The sequence below is a fragment of the Undibacterium sp. Ji22W genome, assembly GCF_049340305.1.
Lineage (GTDB): Bacteria > Pseudomonadota > Gammaproteobacteria > Burkholderiales > Burkholderiaceae_D > Undibacterium.
Genome location: NZ_JBMPOU010000001.1, coordinates 1,343,560 through 1,361,197, shown reverse-complemented (window position 1 = coordinate 1,361,197; position 17,638 = coordinate 1,343,560). Strand labels below are relative to the sequence as shown.

Here is a 17,638-nt window from a genome sequence, read left to right as displayed (position 1 = left end):
TATGAGCTCTCAGCATTAATAGTGCCCCAAGATTATTGAGAAATTATCTTGCTAGTGAAGTCGATATTCACTAGTCTAGTGAAACTTCAAATGAAATGCCCCCTGCCTTTGCTGCATCTTAAAAAGGATTGCTGACATGTTAAAACTTAATGTAAATACCAAAGAAAGCGCACTTAATCTAGCCCCCGATACACCTGTGTTGTGGGCAATTCGTGATGGATTAGGATTAAGTGGAACCAAGTATGGCTGTGGTGTTGCCCAATGTGGAGCTTGTACTGTGCACTTAGATGGTCAGGCGATTCGATCTTGTGTGACGCCCATATCAGCTGTGACTGGCAGGAAGATCACGACTATTGAGGCGATGGTCAACGACAAAGTTGGCAAAGCCGTACAAACTGCTTGGGTTGCACATGACGTGGCGCAATGCGGTTACTGTCAGAGCGGTCAGATCATGAGTGCGACGGCATTATTGAAGTCAAATAAGAAACCTAGCGATGCTGAAATTGACGCGGCGATGTCTGGCAATATTTGTCGCTGTGGAACTTATCAGCGCATACGTAGTGCGATCAAGGCGGCCGCTGCCGCTTTGGCTTAATTCAATGTTTGCTAGATAAAGGACATCAATATGCATTTTCATCCAAAAAATAGCGATCTGAGCCACTTCCAGTTACCTAAAGGAATTGCTGCACGCATTCAAAAACAAAATCGCAGCACCGTCGATGGCGCCCCGCTCTCCCGCCGGCATTTCTTAAAAATGAGTGTGGCAAGTGGCTTTGCTCTAGGTATGTTTCCTGTGATGGCACAAACGGAAAAGCCATTGGCGGGGCTGAAACCCTATGAACAGCCTGCAGCATTTGTTCAGATCGGGAAAGATGGCGCGATTAATATTACGATTAATCGACTCGAGTTTGGTCAAGGTGTGCATACAGCTTTACCTATGATTCTGGCGGAAGAATTAGATGCCGACTGGAGCAAAGTCAGTGCGCAGCATGGTAGCGCCGATCCAGCCTATGCAGATCCAGTTTTTGGTATGCACATTACTGGCGGTTCCGGATCCATTAAGCACTCATACGCGCAGTATCGTGAGTTAGGTGCCCGTGCCCGGTCGATGCTTATTCGTGCTGCCGCAGCTCAGTGGAATGTGAACCCTGATATTTTGCGTACGGACCGCAGCACGGTGATACGGGCTGACGGAAAAACATTAAGCTACGGTGAATTAGCTGAAGCCGCGATGAAGTTGCCAGTCCCGGAAAAAGTAACTTTAAAAGACCCGAAGAATTTTAAAATTATTGGGAAACACGTCGGTCGTCTGGATGCAAAAGATAAATCCAGTGGCAAACAAGATTTTGGGATCGATGTACATTTGCCAGGAATGTTGACAGCGCTTATCGCACATCCACCCGTATTTGGCGCCAAGCTCAAATCTTTCGATGACAGCGCGGCGAAACAAATTCAGGGTGTACGCGCAGTTGTAAAAGTCGCTGTAGACCGCGGTGGCGAAGGTGTGGCCGTTATTGCTGATGGATTTTGGCCCGCGAAGCAAGGACGCGCAGCGCTAAAATTGGAATGGGACAGCAGCGCCGTAGAAAAAGTCGATAGCGTCAAACAGCTAGAACAGTATCAGGCGATGGCAAGGACTTCGGGCAAACAGCATTTCAAAGCAGACGTGAGTATGCTCGCAAGTGCACCTAAGAAAATCAGTGCGGAGTACCATTTTCCCTATTTAGCCCATGCGCCTATGGAACCCCTCAATTGCACCGTCAATATTAATGCAGATGCCAGCAAAGCAGAGTTATGGGTAGGGACACAAATGCCTGGTATTGAAACCATGGCCGCAGCACAAGCTTTGGGAGTGCCCCCACAAAATGTGAATTTGCATGTACAGATGGCTGGTGGCGGTTTTGGCCGCCGTGCCGTACCGAGTTGTGATTACGTGACAGAGTCTTGCAATGTCGCAAAGGCAGCGCATGGTATAGGCTTGCGTGCACCAATCCGCACTATCTGGAGTCGTGAAGACGATATCAAAGGCGGATACTACCGACCTATGCACCTGCATAAGGCAGAAGTCGGGTTTGACGAACAAGGCAAAGTGCATGCCTGGGATCATGTCATTGTTGGGCAATCTATCGTGGCGGGCACCCCGTTCGAAGGATTCTTGATGAAAGATGGAATAGATGGCACATCGGTAGAAGGGATGCGTGACCCCTACCCTATTCCGATGCGTTTAACGGTACATCACCCTAAGGTGAATGTCCCTGTGTTGTGGTGGCGTAGTGTCGGTTCAACCCACACTGCATATGTGATGGAAACCTTAATCGACGAAATCGCCCGTAGTGCAAAACTTGATCCTGTTGCCTATCGCCTCAAGCAATTTGGCGATAAGCATCCACGTCATACAGCAGCACTACAATTAGCTGTGGAAAAGGCTGGATACAACAAGCGCCGGTTACCAAAGGGGCATGCTTGGGGTGTCGCTGTACACGAATCGTTTGAAACCGTTGTCGCCTACGTTGTTACTGCCTCTATAAAAGATGGACGAGCGAAATTGCATACCGCCACGGCTGGAGTACATTGCAATTTGGCGGTGAATCCAAAAACGATAGAAGCACAGGTACAAGGTGGCGCCTTAATGGGCCTAGGAATGTGTTTGGAAAATGCTGCGATTACTTTTAAGGACGGAGAGGTTGAGCAAAATAACTTTGGCGAATATGCAGTTGCCAGGATTACAGATATGCCACAGATGACTGTACATATTGTACCGAGCGCAGATCCGCCGACCGGTATGGGTGAACCCGGTTTGCCACCGTTAGCGCCCGCGTTTGCGAACGCTATCGCCAAATTGACTGGCAAAGTACAACGCAGTTTACCGTTTAAGCTCAGTTGAACCGGTCAAAATAAGACGTAAATAAGGTCAAAATAAGGCACAAAATAAAAAGCTCCTGAAATTTTTTCAGGAGCTTTTTTAAATTTTGCTGATATCACATAAACTTAGACTGATACCTTCGCGAATGGTCAGGTGTCGATCAATCAGGCATCGATCAATCAGCCGTACATGAATAAGTACTAATCACGCGTAAGTTTTGCATGATGTGCTTTAAAGAAGCGTATGAAGATCAGACAAAATAAGGTCGCGGTACCTGTCAACATAATCAGCAAGAAGTAAAGCACTGGCTTTTCCAGTGGCAATTCACTGTCCATATAGATTTGACCTGGCTTGGTGACGAACTTACCGTCCGAGCTCATCATTCCCCCACCTTGCACGACTTTCGGGCCATTTTCTTTTTTCGGCAAGATGACGGCCGCACTGATTGCTTGCCCTGCAACGACAGGAAACTCATTACTTGCACTTTTTAAACCCTTTTTACTGCAAGCTTCGCTTGAAAACGATTTTTTTCCTTGGCTATCAACACAAACAAAAGCATCCGCATGCGCATGCGCAACATTATTAGCTAACACTACACAAAATATAAAGAACAAAATAAGAGATCGCAACATAGAAATACAGTGCAGAAAAGACAAACAATTAAGTGAAAATGACCAAGGACGTCATAAATAAGCGGCGATGTTATCAGAGCGTGGCTCGCTTAGGGAATTTTTAGCGGAATTTCAGGTCACACGACATGATGACACGCACTCAAACTTTTATAAAAAGATACAAAAACTGGCCAGTAGACTTATTTCGTCTGTGAATGCGGGGAAACGTTTCAACTTATAGTATATTTTCAGAAGTGCAGCAAATTACCAATAAAACGATAGATCAATTCGACTGGCGAAATTAAGTCTCATGCAAATCACAATTTACGATAAAACAGATAAAGGGCGCGAAGAAATTGCCACTCGCAAATGGCATTTAGCCTCCCGTATGCGCTCGCTGTTGGTGCTGATAGATGGTAAAAAAACCGACGCAGATATTGTGCAAAAAATTGGTGGATTGGGATTGAATTTGCAGAGTCTTCAAGAATTGCAGGATGACGGTTTTATTCAGCGAGTTTCGGTTGAATCGGATCAAGTTAACACCGTCCTCGATATGCAATCAAATGATTTGGATTTGACGGTATCGATAGAGTCAACGCAGTCACATCTGGAGGGGAACACCTTAGGTTCTATCGATGCCTTGGAAGAGTCGCAAACGATCTTTGAGCCTTCAGAGAGTCAAGATCCTGCATGGAGTCAAGATCTAGATGCCTTGCTGGCGAAATACGACAATGACAATACCGAATCGCGTGTTGATATGATGAAGCGTTATTTATCCGAATTGATTAAGGAAAATCTGGGATTAAAAGGCTTTTTTCTGCAGAGAAAACTGCAAAAAGCGCATAATTTGCTGGATATCCATACCTTTCGTCAGCCTTATATTTCTGCGATTTTGCACTCGAAAGGTAAAGATAAAGCCATAGAATTACGTGACCAGTTTGATGAACGCATGTATGTTCGGTTTTCGATTGATGATCCAGAGTTCCTAGAAAATTAATCGGCAATAGCACAAACAAAAAAGACCAGAAAGTTTCTGGTCTTTTTTTATTTTGAAACTAAAGAGTAATTACTCAATACCCTGACTAGTCAAATACTCTTCATACGTCCCACGGAAGTCGATGATTTTGCCATCTTTCACTTCTAACACGCGAGTCGCTAAAGAAGAGACGAATTCACGATCATGTGACACAAAAACTAAAGTGCCCGCATATTTTTCCAATGCGATATTCAGGGATTCAATCGATTCCATGTCCATGTGATTGGTTGGCTCATCCATCAATAAAACGTTATGGCGACCAAGCATCAATTTGCCGTAAGTCATACGACCTTTTTCACCACCAGATAAGACTTTGACGGACTTTTTAACATCATCACCACTGAACAATAAACGACCAAGAATGGAGCGTACCGCCTGATCATCGTCGCCCTCCTGCGTGTACATGCCCATCCAGTCGGTCAAATTTTTATCCGACGCAAAGTTCTCTGCAGGATCTTGTGGCATATAGCCTGGGTTGGCATTTTCCGCCCACTTCACTTCACCGCGATCTGCGGTTAAGCCACACAGATCCGCGCCGCCAATACAACGCAATAAAGTCGTCTTACCTGCGCCGTTCGCACCAATAATAGCGATACGTTCGCCTGCTTCGATCATGATGTCAAAACTGTCGAACAATTTTTGATCATAGGCTTTCGACAAATGTTTAACTTCGACAGCCAAACGATGCAATTTTTTCTCGCCATCGAAACGGATAAAAGGATTTTGACGGCTGGAAGGTTTGACGTCTTCAATCTTGATTTTTTCGATCTGTTTAGCCCGTGATGTCGCCTGACGTGCTTTAGATTTATTCGCAGAGAAACGGCGTACGAAATCTTGCAACTCTAAAACTTTATCTTTTGCCTTGGCGTTGTTGGCTAATTGTTGCGCGCGCGCTTGTGAAGACGCCAGCATGTATTCATCGTAATTGCCTGGGTAGACCTTCAAGGTACCGTAATCCATGTCAGCCATGTGGGTACAAACTTGATTCAAAAAGTGACGATCATGGGAAATGATAATCATGGTCGAATTACGTTGATTCAAAATATCTTCTAACCAACGAATCGTATTGATGTCCAAGTTATTGGTTGGTTCATCGAGCAAGAGAATATCAGGATTGGAGAACAAAGCTTGCGCCAACAAAACGCGCAATTTCCAACCTGGCGCTACGGAACTCATCAAGCCTTGATGCTGATCGGTAGGAATGCCTACACCCAATAACAACTCACCAGCACGTGCTTCGGCCGTATAGCCATCGTATTCTGCAAATTTTGCTTCCAGATCTGCGGCCTTCATGTAGTCGTCGTCAGTCGCTTCGGGATTCGCATAAATCGCATCACGTTCAGCCATTGCTGCCCACATTTCAGTGTGTCCCATCATCACGACGTCAAGCACGCGCATATCTTCAAATGCAAATTGATCCTGGCGCAATTTACCCAAACGCTCATTTTGGTCGAGCATGACGGTACCGGAGGATTGATCCAGATCGCCACCCAAGATTTTCATGAAAGTGGATTTGCCGCAACCATTGGCGCCGATCAAACCGTAACGATTCCCTTCGCCGAACTTAACTGAGATGTTTTCAAACAGTGGCTTTGGGCCAAACTGCATGGTGATATTTGCTGTTGCTAACACGTTGAAACCTTTTGCATGGAATTAAATTAACCGCGCATTATATCATCGTGCTAAGGTGCTAAGCGATTTTTCACCGTTGCCCCACTGAAGACTCTGAAAATTTTGCAATACTCCTCCACGTCTTCCCAGCCTCTGCAGCAAAATTTTTCGCTATCTAAATTGCAAGTTTCATAATGGCTATTCAAGGATCCAAGTATTTCCCTGGTGTCCTTGTTGAAAATGATGCAAAAGAATATCCACTTTATCCCAACCAATATTTTCCGCATAAACCATAGGCCCACCTCGATGCAATGGGAAACCATAGCCTTTTAAATACACAATATCGATATCCGAGGAGCGCGCTGCGATGCCGTCGCGCAGGATTTTTCTACCTTCGTTAGCTAAAGATAAAACCAATCTTTGTACGATTTCTTCATCACTGATATGTCTTTGTACGACGCCCAGTGCTTGCGCATGTGCGCATATCATCTGCATCACTAAGTCGGATGGATGCGCAGTTCTGTCGCCGACTTGATAGTCATACCAACCAGCTTGCGTTTTTTGCCCGAATCGTCCTTGTTCGCATAATAAGTCACCGAGCTTGGAATAAATCGCACTGGGATTGGCGGCTAGTCGGCGTTTGCGGATTGCCCAACTAATGTCGTTGCCAGCCAAATCATTCATACGGAAGGGGCCCATCGCAAAGCCGAATACCTCGATTGCACGATCAACTTGTTGTGGTGTACAGCCCTCTTCCAGCAAGAATGCGGCTTGCTTCGTGTATTGCTCTAACATGCGATTGCCGATAAATCCATCGCAGACACCCGCGACAACGGCGGTTTTTTTGATTTTCTTCGCGAGTGCAGAACACGTTGCTAAGACATCGGCTGCGGTATGTTCGGCACGAACGATTTCTAATAATTCCATGATGTTGGCGGGGCTGAAAAAATGTAGGCCAATCACATCTTGCGGACGTTTGGTGAAGCCTGCGATTTGATTCAAATCTAATGTTGAGGTGTTTGACGCCAAAATCGCTCCAGCTTTCATTACCTGATCGAGCTGTTCAAACACGCTTTGCTTGACTTGCATGTCTTCGAACACGGCTTCGATGACCAGATCAGCATTCTCAATCGCCGCATAATTATCCACACCTATGATCAACCCACAGCGTTGTTCACATTGCTCCTGCGTGAGCTTGCCTTTGTTGACTGCGCCCTGATAATTGTGGCGAATTCTTTCTAAGCCCTTTGCTAAGGAGGCTGATTGCAAATCGAGAATGTGGACAGGGATGCCAGCACTGGCAAAATTCATGGCAATTCCAGCACCCATGGTGCCAGCACCAATCACTGCAACGGATTTGATACTGCGTATTGGTGTATTCGCGTCTACGCCGGCAATCTTTCCTGCAGCACGTTCTGCCATGAAAATATGGCGCAAGGCTTTCGACTCTTCGCTTTGCAATAGATGTTGAAAAATTGCTCGTTCAGTTTTGATGCCGTTATCGAAGTCTTGCGTCATGCTCGCTTCTAAAGCATCCAGGCAAGCGAAAGGTGCAGGGAAGTGGCTAGATTTTTTCATCAATGCTGCACGTGTGTTCGAAAAAAAACCTGCTTCCACTTTTTGTTTTACAGAAAGGTCGCGCACTCTGGGAATCGGACGTAGTGCAGCAACACTGTGCGCAAAATTAGCAGCAGTCTGCAGAAGAACTTGCGGATTAATTTCAAAGGCGTCAAATAACGCGCTGTCAGCCAATTGATCCGACTGTATTGCTTGGCCTATGCTAATCATAGTGGTGCAGATGTCCATACTGAGTAGTCGCGGCAACCGTTGCGTACCGCCAGCACCTGGCAATAGGCCTAGTTTCACCTCAGGCAGCGCAAGTTGTACTCCACTAGTGCCAACGCGATAATGACAGGCCAAAGCGAGTTCCAATCCGCCTCCCATACAAACCCCATTGATAGCAGCAATGATGGGTTTACTGCAGACATCCATTTGTTCAATCAAAGTCGGCAATGAAGGTTGGGCGAATGTTTTATCAGTGCCAAATTCCTTGATGTCAGCACCGCCTGAGAAGGCTTTTCCGGCGCCGGTGAGGATGATTGCGATGATACTGGGATTGGTTTCTGCGGCACGTAGATGTTCGGCGATCGCTGTGCGTGTTGCGTGACCAAGGCCGTTCACAGGTGGGTTATTGATCGTGATGATGGCGAGGTTATTCTGAAGTTCTAAGGATGCACTCATGTTTTGTCTCGTTATGGCTATTTTTATTGGGCTACTGATTTATATCGTTGAAGAATTTTAATGCAAATAGTACGTTCTTCTGCAAGCGAATTTACACTCTCCATTACATTAAACCTCCAACCACTCTTTACGCAATTCGATATTGTTCTGCAAGTCTTCACGACTACCTTCAAATACTGCTTGTCCGTGTCCAAGAATGACGAATCGATCTGCGAGTTGCAGCGCCAAATTGAGTTTTTGTTCAACAAGCAGAATTGCCACACCGCTTTGTTTGATGGTCTGAAAAACATCGAGCAATTGCTTAATGATTTGTGGTGCTAATCCTTCGGTCGGCTCATCGACGAGCAATAAGTCAGGATTGCCTAACAGACTACGCGCCAACGCGAGCATTTGTTGCTCGCCCCCCGACAAAACACCGGCTAGCGTATGGCGACGTTCTTTGAGTATGGGAAATAATGAGTACACATCATCGAGTTGCCATTTTTTTTCACTTGAAATTTGTTTTGTTTTGCCTGGTTTTATTCCCAATCGAAGATTTTGCTCTACACTTAAATTTGCAAAGATTTCTCGATCTTCGGGCACATACGCGATACCAGCCTGCGCAATCATAAAGGAAGGCCTCCTCGAAATTAATTTTCCGAGAAAGTGAATCTCACCTTCTGCCCGTACCAAGCCCATGATCGCTTTCAAGCAAGTGCTGCGCCCTGCACCATTTCTGCCAAGCAGCGCGACAACTTCTGATTGATTGATATTCAAATTCACGCCACGCAAGATATGACTCTGTCCATAATAGGCGTGCAGATTATTAATTTCTAAAAGGGAGTTCATGTTACTGCCCAATCTGACAGATACGCGGCCTGTACTTGTGGATCGCGGCGGATACGTTCGGGCGTATCGCAAGCAATGATTTGTCCCTGTACCATAACAGCGATCCGGTCAGCTAATTCAAAGACGACTCTCATATCGTGTTCGACCATCAGCAAACTTTTACCAACACTAATTTGACGCAGCAATCCCATCATTTTATCGGCCTCGGTCCGATTCATGCCTGCCGTAGGTTCATCCAATAAGATGCAGTGTGCATCGCCAGCGATACTCATGCCAACTTCTAGCGTTCTTTGCTCTGCATACGTCAGCGTTCCGGCTAGACTATTTCTTTGTTGCTGTAAGTCGAGCAAGGACATTATGTGTTCGGCGGTTTCCGTCACCTGCCTTTTACGGGATAAGCTTCGCCAAAATGCATAAACTGAGCCCTCTCGCCACATCGCCGCACAGCACAAATTATCAAATACACTCAGCCCGGAAAAAAGATGGCTGCTCTGAAAGCTGCGACTTAAACCGTGCCGAGCGATCTTGTGCGGTGACAGCCCTACAATGGGCCTATTATCCAAATAGATCTGCCCGCTACTACACTGCTGGCGACCAGAAATGATGTTAAACAAACTCGATTTCCCTGCACCATTCGGACCGATTAGCGCGAGGCGTTCGCCCGCGTTGAGTTCCAGGTTCACACCACGTAGAACTTCGGTAGGCCCAATGCTGAGCTTGACTTGATCGAGCCTTAGTACGTTCATCGCTGCGTCTTTCGCAAAACAATGAGGGCAAAAATTCCCAGCCCAAACAAGCCAAATGAGCTTGTCCAGCTCCATGTGTTTTGTGGTGAAAAATGGAGGCCAAAAAAGACAATTTCTTTGAATGATTCAGTTGGGAAGCTCCAGCGATATAGTAGTTCGATCAGGATTACAGTGCCGCAGCAAAGGAGTCCTACTGCTGCAAGATATGCAAGACTTCGTTTGACAAAAAACTGAAGTCTGCCTTGATTGCGCGCGATTTTCATGACATCCAAATAGGTCGTAAGTAATCCGCTTATTCCTTGCGGTGCAAACGATACTATCAGCATAAATAGGAGGCCCAGATAGAGTTGCCAGGCTGGCGTAACCTCAGATAAGAAGACCGACATTGCAATCGCTAATGCCGCGCCCAAGATCGGGCCAAAAAACAGACCGACACCACCTATATAAGTGAACAATAAAACCGACCCAGAACGAAACATACTTAAATTGTCAGTTGTGGCAATTTCAAAATGCAAGGCTGACAGCCCGCCTGCTATTCCTGCAAAGAAGCAAGAAAAACACATCATTAGAAAGCGTACCCAGCGTGGATCACAGCCTAGAAAGGCTAAGCGCTCTGCATTCTCGCGTACTGCAGATGCCAGCTTGCCCAGCGGAGTCAATGTCAAAAAGTACATCGCGCTTGCCGCTAACAGTGTCCAGACGATGATCAAATAGGTGACTTCGATTTGTGGTCCAAAGGTGAGCCCCAACCAGACTGTACCAGTGACACGGTTTGCGCTGATGCCGCCTTCCCCACCGAAGATGTTCGGAAACATGGCTGCGCCAGCAAACACAAGCTCGCCGATGCCAAGGCTAATCATCGAAAAAGTTAAACCAGACTTCTTGCTGGATAGCCATCCAAATAGTGCGCCGAAAAATAGTCCGGCTAAACCAGCGACTAAGGGTACTAAACTGATCCGCAGTACCCAATTTCCCTCACTAATTTTATTCATCGCGTGGATCGCAGCAAATGCGCCCAAGCCAGAATATACGGCATGCCCGAACGACAGCAGACCAGTTTGTCCTAGCAAGAGATTAAACGACAAGGCGAATACTGCCGTGATACAGATTTGCGTGATGATGTTCAATGCTGCATTCGATGAAAATACCAAAGGTGCCAATAGCATCAGCGCACTGATAGTGATTGAGAAGACGGCGACTGTCGAAATCGGAAATTTAAATCGCATGCTTAATTCGCTTCTGATTTTGCACCGAACAAGCCACGTGGACGCCAAATCAACATCAGTAATAAGATAATAAACGGCAAAACAGGCGCCATCTGCGAGACTCGAATTCGCAATAGTCCCGAAGCGTCTAGCTCCTCGGCCGTTAAGGATATATGGATGAAAAGCTGGAGAACGTCGAGCAAAGATAGATCCGAAGTCACCGCCAATGTTTGCAAAAGTGCGATCAACATGGACGCCAAGAAAGAACCCGAGAGGGAACCCATGCCACCAAGTACGATCACTACAAAAATAATACTACCTATATTCGCGGCCATACCCGGTTCGGTGACTAAGAGATTGCCACCGACGGCCCCCGCTAAACCAGCGAGACCACAACCAAGTCCAAATACCCACATAAAAATACGCGGAACATTGTGGCCTAAGGCTTCTACCATGTGAGATTGCGTTAAAGCGGCTTGAATTATTAACCCGATTCGCGTACGACGTAGCACCAAATACATCAACCCCAGTGTAGTCAACGCCACCCCGGCAATAAAGCCACGGTAAATCGTAAATGGAGTGGAATGCACGCTAAATAGAGTGCCTTGCAAAACCTCTGGTATGCGATAGGGAACCGCCAATTTCCCCCAAATTAATTGCACGATTTCCAACATCACATAAGCGAGGCCAAAGGTGAATAAGAGTTCAGCAAGCTGTCCCTGTGCATGCAAACGCCGTAAGCCGAAGCGTTCGACCAGCATACCCAAGCCGCCAGTGATCAATGGTGCAAATACCAAACCATACCAATAGCCCCATAATCCGCCGCATGTATAGCCGAGATAAGCGCCTAGCATATAGAAACTGGCATGCGCAAAATTGAGTACACCCAACATACTGAAAATGAGTGTAAGCCCTGCTGATAACATGAATAGCAAGAGCCCATAACTAAGACCATTGAGCAGATTGACGAAGTAAAATTCCACGGCGCGACTATGGTCGTTTCATCTGACAGGACGTCGCCTGGTTTGCAACATACGGCTCAAATTTTTGTAACGTCTTCCAGCCTAAACCCGTGTTTTCCTGATCAAAACGAACCTCTTTGCCATTCACTTTTACCCAGTTAGACACATACAGTGTTTGTTGAAATTGGTGATCGGTTTTTCGCATCGAGGCAGGAGTGCCAAAGAAATCGATTTGCACGTCTTCTAAAGCAAAAGCAATTTTAACCGGATCGAGATCCGCACTTTGTTTACTGACAATCGTCATCGCTTTCGCGAGACTGGCAATCATTGCGTAGGTTGAGGTTGATGAAAAATCGTCTTTATATTGTTCTTTATAACCAAGCGTAATCGTACTGCCGAGCTTAGAAAAATTATTCGGATGCCAGTAACCTATCAGCTTTACTTTGTCGATGCCAGCTTCTCCCATCGCTGTTGGAACACCCGTTGAGCTTGCATAATAGGTGTAAAAATTGGCGCCTAGATTCATTTCTTTGCCTGCTTTTATTAGCAGAGCCAGATCTGTTCCCCAGTTACCCGTGATGACAGCATCCGCACCCGACGCTTTGATTTTATTGATATAGGGAGAAAAATCCTTGACGCTGGCGATAGGATGTAAATCCTCGCCGACGATTTGAATATCGGGACGCTTACGAGCGAGATAAGCTTTTGCCGCTCGGGCGACTTGTTGCCCATGCGAGTAGTTTTGCCCGATCAGATACACTTTCTTGATGTTTTTATCGGTGGCCATAAAGCTGCTCAAGGCTTCCATCTTCATGTCCGAATTCGCATCAAAACGAAAGTGCCAAAAACTGCATTTGCTATTCGTCATATCGGGATCAATCGAGCCGTGATTGAGGTAAATAATTTCTTTGCCCGGATTGCGTTGATTATGTTTGTTGATCGCATCAATTAGCGCTAATCCCACTGCAGAGCCGGTGCCTTGTGTCACAAAACGATAGCCTTTATCAGCCACCGTTTTTAACAGGCTCAAGCTCTCTTGCACCCCAGCCTTGTTATCGAAAGCATCGAAGATGATGCGATGTTCACCTGCCCATTTCTCGGCATTTGCTCGTTCGGCGATGAATTTAAATGAGTTGAATGTGTTAAGTCCGACCGGCGCAAAAGGACCAGACATGGGATCGATGACCGCTATTTTGATGGTGTCGGCATGAGCGGCTTGATCACCAATGGTAAGCAGAGACATGACACTGAAAACAAGTTTGATCAGTGTGCGCAGAGGTGTATACATCAGATTTTTCGCATGAAAGATAGAACAAGCATATCAAATTGGAGTTTAAACTCTGGATAATATGCCTGTTTATTTCGAGATCGCTGAAAAGCTTAGCGTGAGCGCGTTTTAGACAAGTTGGCTGGACGTGCAGTGCGTTTGCCTTGCCCGAGATCGCGACTTGGCGCAACAGCGCCTGAAGTGCTTCCGGTTCTTGCGCCAGTTCTATTTGCACTGTTCGTGCGCAAACTACCAACTTGTGGGCGGCCACCACCCGCTCCCGCACCCGTCGCTGCAGGATTGCCTGCGCGGCCAGTGCCACGCGCACCGCGATCAATTGGCGCACGTACCGGGCTCTTTATTTTTACTGTTTCCGTTTCACCCGATTCAATCTCAAATTTAGCACTCACATCTTTGCCCAAAACACGCACAAGATACGGCATGACTTCACGCAAAGTTGCTTCCAAAGTCCATGGTGGATTGATGATAAACATCCCGCTGCTATGTAAACCAAAACCGTCTGGCGTAGGACCACTGATACTCAAAGTGACGTTCAACCAACCATTCGCAGGAATACGTTTTAGGCGCTCTGGCAATTGCTTGGATTCGATGCGTGACAAAACCGGATACCAGACGGCGTAGGTGCCAGTTGGAAAACGCACTAATGCATCTTCCAGACAAACTTTGACGCGACGATAATCGTCTTTGACTTCATAGGGTGGATCAATCAACACCACGCCGCGCCGGGAAGGTGGCGGCAAGATTGCTTTCAAACCTTCGAAACCGTCACCCGCATTAATCATGATGCGCTTGCCGCGCACAGTTTGACGTTCGCCCTGCTCTGCTTTGTGTGCCTCTAATTTGCGGAAATTTTCACTGAGGATTTTGATTTCACTTGGATGCAATTCAAACAGACGCAAGCGATCTTGTGAGCGCATGACTTCATTTGCGCAGTAAGGTGAACCCGGGTAATAACGCATCTTGCCACTGGGGTTCATGCCCTTCACTAAATTCAAGTACTCTTGTAAAGCAGCGGGAACATCGTCTCTATCCCACAATGGTGCAATCCCCGTTTCATACTCCGCGTTTTTCATCGCATAGCCAGTATCCAAAGAATACAGACCAGCACCGGAATGCGTATCAACGTATGTGTAAGCCGTGTCTTTTTGGCCGAGATAATTGAGTAACTCAATCAAAACAAAGTGTTTGAGAACGTCAGCATGATTGCCAGCGTGAAAACCATGGCGATAGCTCAGCATAGTGGGGATTCCTGATAGATTGATCCTGACTTATCTAAGATGAGCCAGTCGTGAAGATGGTAATTAGCGCGAATTTTACTCTGTTTGTTGTGTAAGCGCTTGATTTTGCTGAAATTTAGGCGAGCGCATGCCAGATTATTTCAAATCATTGAAGACGGTTTTGTCGAAGATGCAGTAAAAAAAGCGTTTATAACCCGTCAACCCGCTTCCCAAAAATAATCAAATCACGCTCTATCCCGTCCAAGGTAGCGACCCTTGGCATATTCGCCCAGATTTCGAAATTAAATGAGGCAAATAAATTCATACTCGGCACGTTGTGTCCAAAGATGAATCCCAAAAGTGTATGCACTTCAATCTGCGGTGCAAATTGAATGGCTTGCTCCAGCAGGTAGCGCCCTAAACCGAGGCGGCGTGTGGATTCGTGTAAGTAAATTGAGAGTTCTGCCGTGCCAGAATACGCTGGCCGTCCGTAGAAATTTGAAAATGAGAGCCAGCCGATAATTTGAGCTTGCTCGTTTTCGACGACCCACAAAGGGCGTTTTTCCGGGGTGTGCTCATGAAACCAGTTCAAGCGCGATTCGACGGAAATTTCTTCGGTATCGGCGGTGACCATACGCGAGGCTACAGTGGAATTATAAATGGCGACAATCGCGCTCAAGTCTTCTAAGCGAGCGAGTCGGTGACTGAAACTTGTAGAAATATTCTTAGACATTTGAATTTAAGGATCAAAATAAAAGCGCTGAACTCATGAAGGAAGTTTCAGCGCCTCGAACAAATTGGTAGGTAAAACAATATTGTGTTTTATAAGGTGTGAGTAGCACGTGAAGATCGTATCGTTGCGCCTAACACTTCTTCTACCCGCGTTTTGACACGTATGCCGCTCTCATCTTGCGGAAAATGTACACCAATCCCTTGCGATTTATTATTGCCAGCACCGGCCGGAGTTACCCAGGCGACTTTGCCGGCGATTGGATATTTGCTAGGGTCATCGAGCAAAGTTAAAATCACGTAGATTTCCTCACCCAACTTATAAGACTTGTTGGTTGGCACAAAGATGCCGCCATTTTTTAAGAATGGCATATATGCAGAAAATAGCGCGGACTTTTCTTTAATCGCTAAAGAAAGCACTGAAGGACGCGATGGCGATGGCATGTTCAATGGTATGCCGGGGTCTTGTGGTAACTCAGCCATAATTTTTCCTATTGATCACTTCTCGATCCTGTTTACGAGGGAAAAGAGATCCAAAAATACTTAGATAAAAGCAGAAGAATATTCTAACAGCATATCTTCTAAAAATAACTTTCCTGACAAGGGATGACTCGCAATTGCCTGTCTATCTTGCACGTTTTTTATTAAATGCATCACCTTTTCGAGGCTAATACGCTCCGCAAGTTTGGCAATCTCATTCTGATGTTTAGGATAATAGCGAATAAAACCAGTTTGCTGATACGAGAAAATATCATACAACCAACGTTGCATCCAAGACACGGTACGCGGCATATCCATTTTTTGCATCTTATCGGCAGTTTTTAAGCTGGTTTCAACGTCGGGTTTAGCCAACGTGCGCAATAACTCATCGAGCTCTTTTAAATCTTCAGATTGCGCCATTTCTAAGGCTAGCAGCGGTGCTCCTCCTTGTTGTGCCAACCAAATTTCTGCGTCCTTTACGCCTTGAGCCTTCAGCCAAGCTAAACCCTGCTCCTTACTCGGCATAGTTAACGCGAGTTTGTGGCAACGTGACAAAATTGTCGGCAATAGTCGATCAACTTTATGCGAAACTAAAATGAACACCGTATTCGGATTCGGCTCCTCTAGGGACTTCAATAAAGCATTCGCCGCTGGTATATTCAACGCTTCGGCGGGATACATTACAACTACGCGTCGACCTTGACGGTGCGTAGAAATATTCATGAAATTAGCGAGCGCCCGCACTTGATCGATCACAATTTCTTTAGATGGTGCTTTAGTCGATTTGGCGGTCTTCTTCTCCGGTTCATCGCCACCCTCGCCTCCTTCGGCTTCTGCAGCATCTTCTTCATCGAGCAATCCTGGGCGCACGCGACGATAATCTGGATGGCTGTATTGGTCAAACCAATTACACGATAAGCATTGCGTGCAAGCATGCCCACCTTCTGCTGGCGATTCGCAAAGCAATGATTTGGCGAGGTGTTCGGCAAATTGTGCTTTGCCTATTCCTTCTGAACCATACAGCAAAAAAGCATGCGGCATACGTTCGCGCATCGCCATAATTTGATGCCAAGTGTCTTGCTGCCAATCGAATAAAGTGTTGCTCATTGGTTGATTTCTGATTCGTCTGATCTGTCTGATATGGAAACTCGCTTACCATTAGCTTTGGTGCACAGCGCGTCAATTATTGCTGACAATTCTAGTTGTATGTCTTCTATGCTGCGGCTTGAATCAATTACCTTAAAGCGCTCCGGAAATTCAGTAACGCGGCGTAGGTATTCATTGCGCGTGTCATTGAAGAAGTCGCTCTTCTCTTGTTCAAACTTATCTAAAGTGCGCGTCGCATCCAGACGCGCACGGGCAACTTCCACAGGCACGTCAAACAATAAAGTTAAATCAGGTTGCAAGTGTGGATGTACCCATTGTTCTAAAGCGTTCAACTTGTTGATATCCAACTTTCGACCACCACCCTGATACGCAAACGTCGCATCGCTAAAACGATCTGAAATTACCCAAGTCCCATCATCCAATGCTGGTTGTATCACTTGTGCAATATGCTCGCGACGTGATGCGAACATCAGCAAGGCCTCCGTTTCCAAATGCATTTTTTCCTTTAGTAACAAGGCACGTAAGGCTTCACCTAAGGGCGTCCCGCCTGGCTCTCTGGTTGTAATTACTTTGATGCCATGTTGCGCCAATAGGTCTTGTACGAAGCTGATATGAGTCGACTTTCCAGCGCCATCAATGCCTTCAAAACTGATAAATAATCCCAGTTTATGCTCTTTGTTGGTCATACTTTTTTTCTCGTTCTTATAGGGATAG

At 46.2% G+C, this 17,638-nt stretch carries 15 protein-coding genes and 1 pseudogene; 3 read left to right on the top strand and 13 right to left on the bottom strand.

All coding sequences use genetic code 11. The annotated features are described in order from the left end of the window. Nucleotides 1–136 precede the first annotated feature (136 nt). Entirely contained in the window at nucleotides 137–595 is a 459-nt protein-coding gene (locus ACO0KW_RS05830; protein WP_423051523.1) for a (2Fe-2S)-binding protein, read from the top strand. A gap of 30 nt (nucleotides 596–625) precedes the next feature. Beyond that, nucleotides 626–2,884, top strand: coding sequence for a molybdopterin cofactor-binding domain-containing protein (locus ACO0KW_RS05825; protein WP_423051521.1), 2,259 nt, complete (start codon nucleotides 626–628; stop codon nucleotides 2,882–2,884). A gap of 179 nt (nucleotides 2,885–3,063) precedes the next feature. On the opposite strand, the gene ACO0KW_RS05820 is transcribed toward ACO0KW_RS05825, so the two are convergent. After that, a complete protein-coding gene (locus ACO0KW_RS05820) occupies nucleotides 3,064–3,495 on the bottom strand; it encodes a hypothetical protein (protein WP_423051519.1) in 432 nt (143 codons plus the stop codon). A gap of 289 nt (nucleotides 3,496–3,784) precedes the next feature. Here ACO0KW_RS05820 and ACO0KW_RS05815 point away from each other — a divergent pair, with 289 nt between their 5' ends. Then, nucleotides 3,785–4,471 carry a hypothetical protein gene (locus ACO0KW_RS05815; protein WP_423051517.1) on the top strand — a complete coding sequence of 229 codons (687 nt, stop codon included), beginning with the start codon at nucleotides 3,785–3,787 and terminating at the stop codon, nucleotides 4,469–4,471. A 69-nt stretch (nucleotides 4,472–4,540) separates the two neighbouring features. On the opposite strand, the gene ACO0KW_RS05810 is transcribed toward ACO0KW_RS05815, so the two are convergent. The 12 genes and pseudogenes from ACO0KW_RS05810 to tmk form a co-directional block, all read right to left on the bottom strand. Further along, a complete protein-coding gene (locus tag ACO0KW_RS05810; RefSeq protein ID WP_186943385.1) occupies nucleotides 4,541–6,142 on the bottom strand; it encodes an ABC-F family ATPase in 1,602 nt (533 codons plus the stop codon). A gap of 177 nt (nucleotides 6,143–6,319) precedes the next feature. Then, nucleotides 6,320–8,362: a 3-hydroxyacyl-CoA dehydrogenase NAD-binding domain-containing protein gene (locus tag ACO0KW_RS05805; RefSeq protein ID WP_423051514.1), complete on the bottom strand. Its 2,043-nt coding sequence runs from the start codon at nucleotides 8,360–8,362 to the stop codon at nucleotides 6,320–6,322. 108 nt (nucleotides 8,363–8,470) lie between these two features. Then, a complete protein-coding gene (locus tag ACO0KW_RS05800) occupies nucleotides 8,471–9,190 on the bottom strand; it encodes an ABC transporter ATP-binding protein (RefSeq protein WP_423051512.1) in 720 nt (239 codons plus the stop codon). Further along, nucleotides 9,187–9,936 (bottom strand): ABC transporter ATP-binding protein, encoded by a 750-nt coding sequence (locus tag ACO0KW_RS05795; RefSeq protein WP_423051510.1) that lies wholly within the window; start codon nucleotides 9,934–9,936, stop codon nucleotides 9,187–9,189. Before ACO0KW_RS05795 ends, ACO0KW_RS05800 begins: the two co-directional genes overlap by 4 nt. After that, the gene (locus tag ACO0KW_RS05790) at nucleotides 9,933–11,162 is read right to left on the bottom strand and encodes a branched-chain amino acid ABC transporter permease (RefSeq protein WP_423051508.1); all 1,230 of its coding nucleotides are present in this window, start codon (nucleotides 11,160–11,162) and stop codon (nucleotides 9,933–9,935) included. Before ACO0KW_RS05790 ends, ACO0KW_RS05795 begins: the two co-directional genes overlap by 4 nt. A 2-nt stretch (nucleotides 11,163–11,164) precedes the next feature. After that, a complete protein-coding gene (locus tag ACO0KW_RS05785; RefSeq protein ID WP_423051506.1) occupies nucleotides 11,165–12,124 on the bottom strand; it encodes a branched-chain amino acid ABC transporter permease in 960 nt (319 codons plus the stop codon). A gap of 7 nt (nucleotides 12,125–12,131) precedes the next feature. Beyond that, nucleotides 12,132–13,346 (bottom strand): branched-chain amino acid ABC transporter substrate-binding protein, encoded by a 1,215-nt coding sequence (locus ACO0KW_RS05780; protein WP_423051504.1) that lies wholly within the window; start codon nucleotides 13,344–13,346, stop codon nucleotides 12,132–12,134. A 401-nt stretch (nucleotides 13,347–13,747) separates the two neighbouring features. Continuing rightward, nucleotides 13,748–14,629, bottom strand: a pseudogene (locus ACO0KW_RS05775) (23S rRNA (adenine(2030)-N(6))-methyltransferase RlmJ); the annotation flags it as partial. A 187-nt stretch (nucleotides 14,630–14,816) separates the two neighbouring features. Further along, nucleotides 14,817–15,341 carry a GNAT family N-acetyltransferase gene (locus ACO0KW_RS05770; protein ID WP_423051502.1) on the bottom strand — a complete coding sequence of 175 codons (525 nt, stop codon included), beginning with the start codon at nucleotides 15,339–15,341 and terminating at the stop codon, nucleotides 14,817–14,819. An 89-nt stretch (nucleotides 15,342–15,430) separates the two neighbouring features. Next, the gene (locus ACO0KW_RS05765; protein ID WP_230408689.1) at nucleotides 15,431–15,820 is read right to left on the bottom strand and encodes a PilZ domain-containing protein; all 390 of its coding nucleotides are present in this window, start codon (nucleotides 15,818–15,820) and stop codon (nucleotides 15,431–15,433) included. Between the two features lie 60 nt (nucleotides 15,821–15,880). After that, on the bottom strand, nucleotides 15,881–16,924 hold the full coding sequence (gene holB / locus ACO0KW_RS05760) for a DNA polymerase III subunit delta' (protein ID WP_423051498.1): 1,044 nt from the start codon (nucleotides 16,922–16,924) through the stop codon (nucleotides 15,881–15,883). Next, nucleotides 16,921–17,610 (bottom strand): dTMP kinase, encoded by a 690-nt coding sequence (gene tmk / locus ACO0KW_RS05755; RefSeq protein ID WP_423051496.1) that lies wholly within the window; start codon nucleotides 17,608–17,610, stop codon nucleotides 16,921–16,923. Before tmk ends, holB begins: the two co-directional genes overlap by 4 nt. Nucleotides 17,611–17,638: the final 28 nt, after the last annotated feature.

Excerpts from the sequence above, each read along its gene's own strand:
- ACO0KW_RS05815 (WP_423051517.1), top strand. The coding sequence starts at position 3,785 with ATGCAAATCACAATTTACGATAAAACAGATAAAGGGCGCGAAGAAATT.
- ACO0KW_RS05795 (WP_423051510.1), bottom strand. The coding sequence starts at position 9,936 with ATGAACGTACTAAGGCTCGATCAAGTCAAGCTCAGCATTGGGCCTACC.
- ACO0KW_RS05805 (WP_423051514.1), bottom strand. The coding sequence starts at position 8,362 with ATGAGTGCATCCTTAGAACTTCAGAATAACCTCGCCATCATCACGATC.
- ACO0KW_RS05780 (WP_423051504.1), bottom strand. The coding sequence starts at position 13,346 with ATGTCTCTGCTTACCATTGGTGATCAAGCCGCTCATGCCGACACCATC.
- ACO0KW_RS05800 (WP_423051512.1), bottom strand. The coding sequence starts at position 9,190 with ATGAACTCCCTTTTAGAAATTAATAATCTGCACGCCTATTATGGACAG.
- ACO0KW_RS05825 (WP_423051521.1), top strand. The coding sequence starts at position 626 with ATGCATTTTCATCCAAAAAATAGCGATCTGAGCCACTTCCAGTTACCT.
- ACO0KW_RS05770 (WP_423051502.1), bottom strand. The coding sequence starts at position 15,341 with ATGTCTAAGAATATTTCTACAAGTTTCAGTCACCGACTCGCTCGCTTA.
- ACO0KW_RS05820 (WP_423051519.1), bottom strand. The coding sequence starts at position 3,495 with ATGTTGCGATCTCTTATTTTGTTCTTTATATTTTGTGTAGTGTTAGCT.
- holB (WP_423051498.1), bottom strand. The coding sequence starts at position 16,924 with ATGAGCAACACTTTATTCGATTGGCAGCAAGACACTTGGCATCAAATT.
- tmk (WP_423051496.1), bottom strand. The coding sequence starts at position 17,610 with ATGACCAACAAAGAGCATAAACTGGGATTATTTATCAGTTTTGAAGGC.
- ACO0KW_RS05765 (WP_230408689.1), bottom strand. The coding sequence starts at position 15,820 with ATGGCTGAGTTACCACAAGACCCCGGCATACCATTGAACATGCCATCG.
- ACO0KW_RS05830 (WP_423051523.1), top strand. The coding sequence starts at position 137 with ATGTTAAAACTTAATGTAAATACCAAAGAAAGCGCACTTAATCTAGCC.
- ACO0KW_RS05790 (WP_423051508.1), bottom strand. The coding sequence starts at position 11,162 with ATGCGATTTAAATTTCCGATTTCGACAGTCGCCGTCTTCTCAATCACT.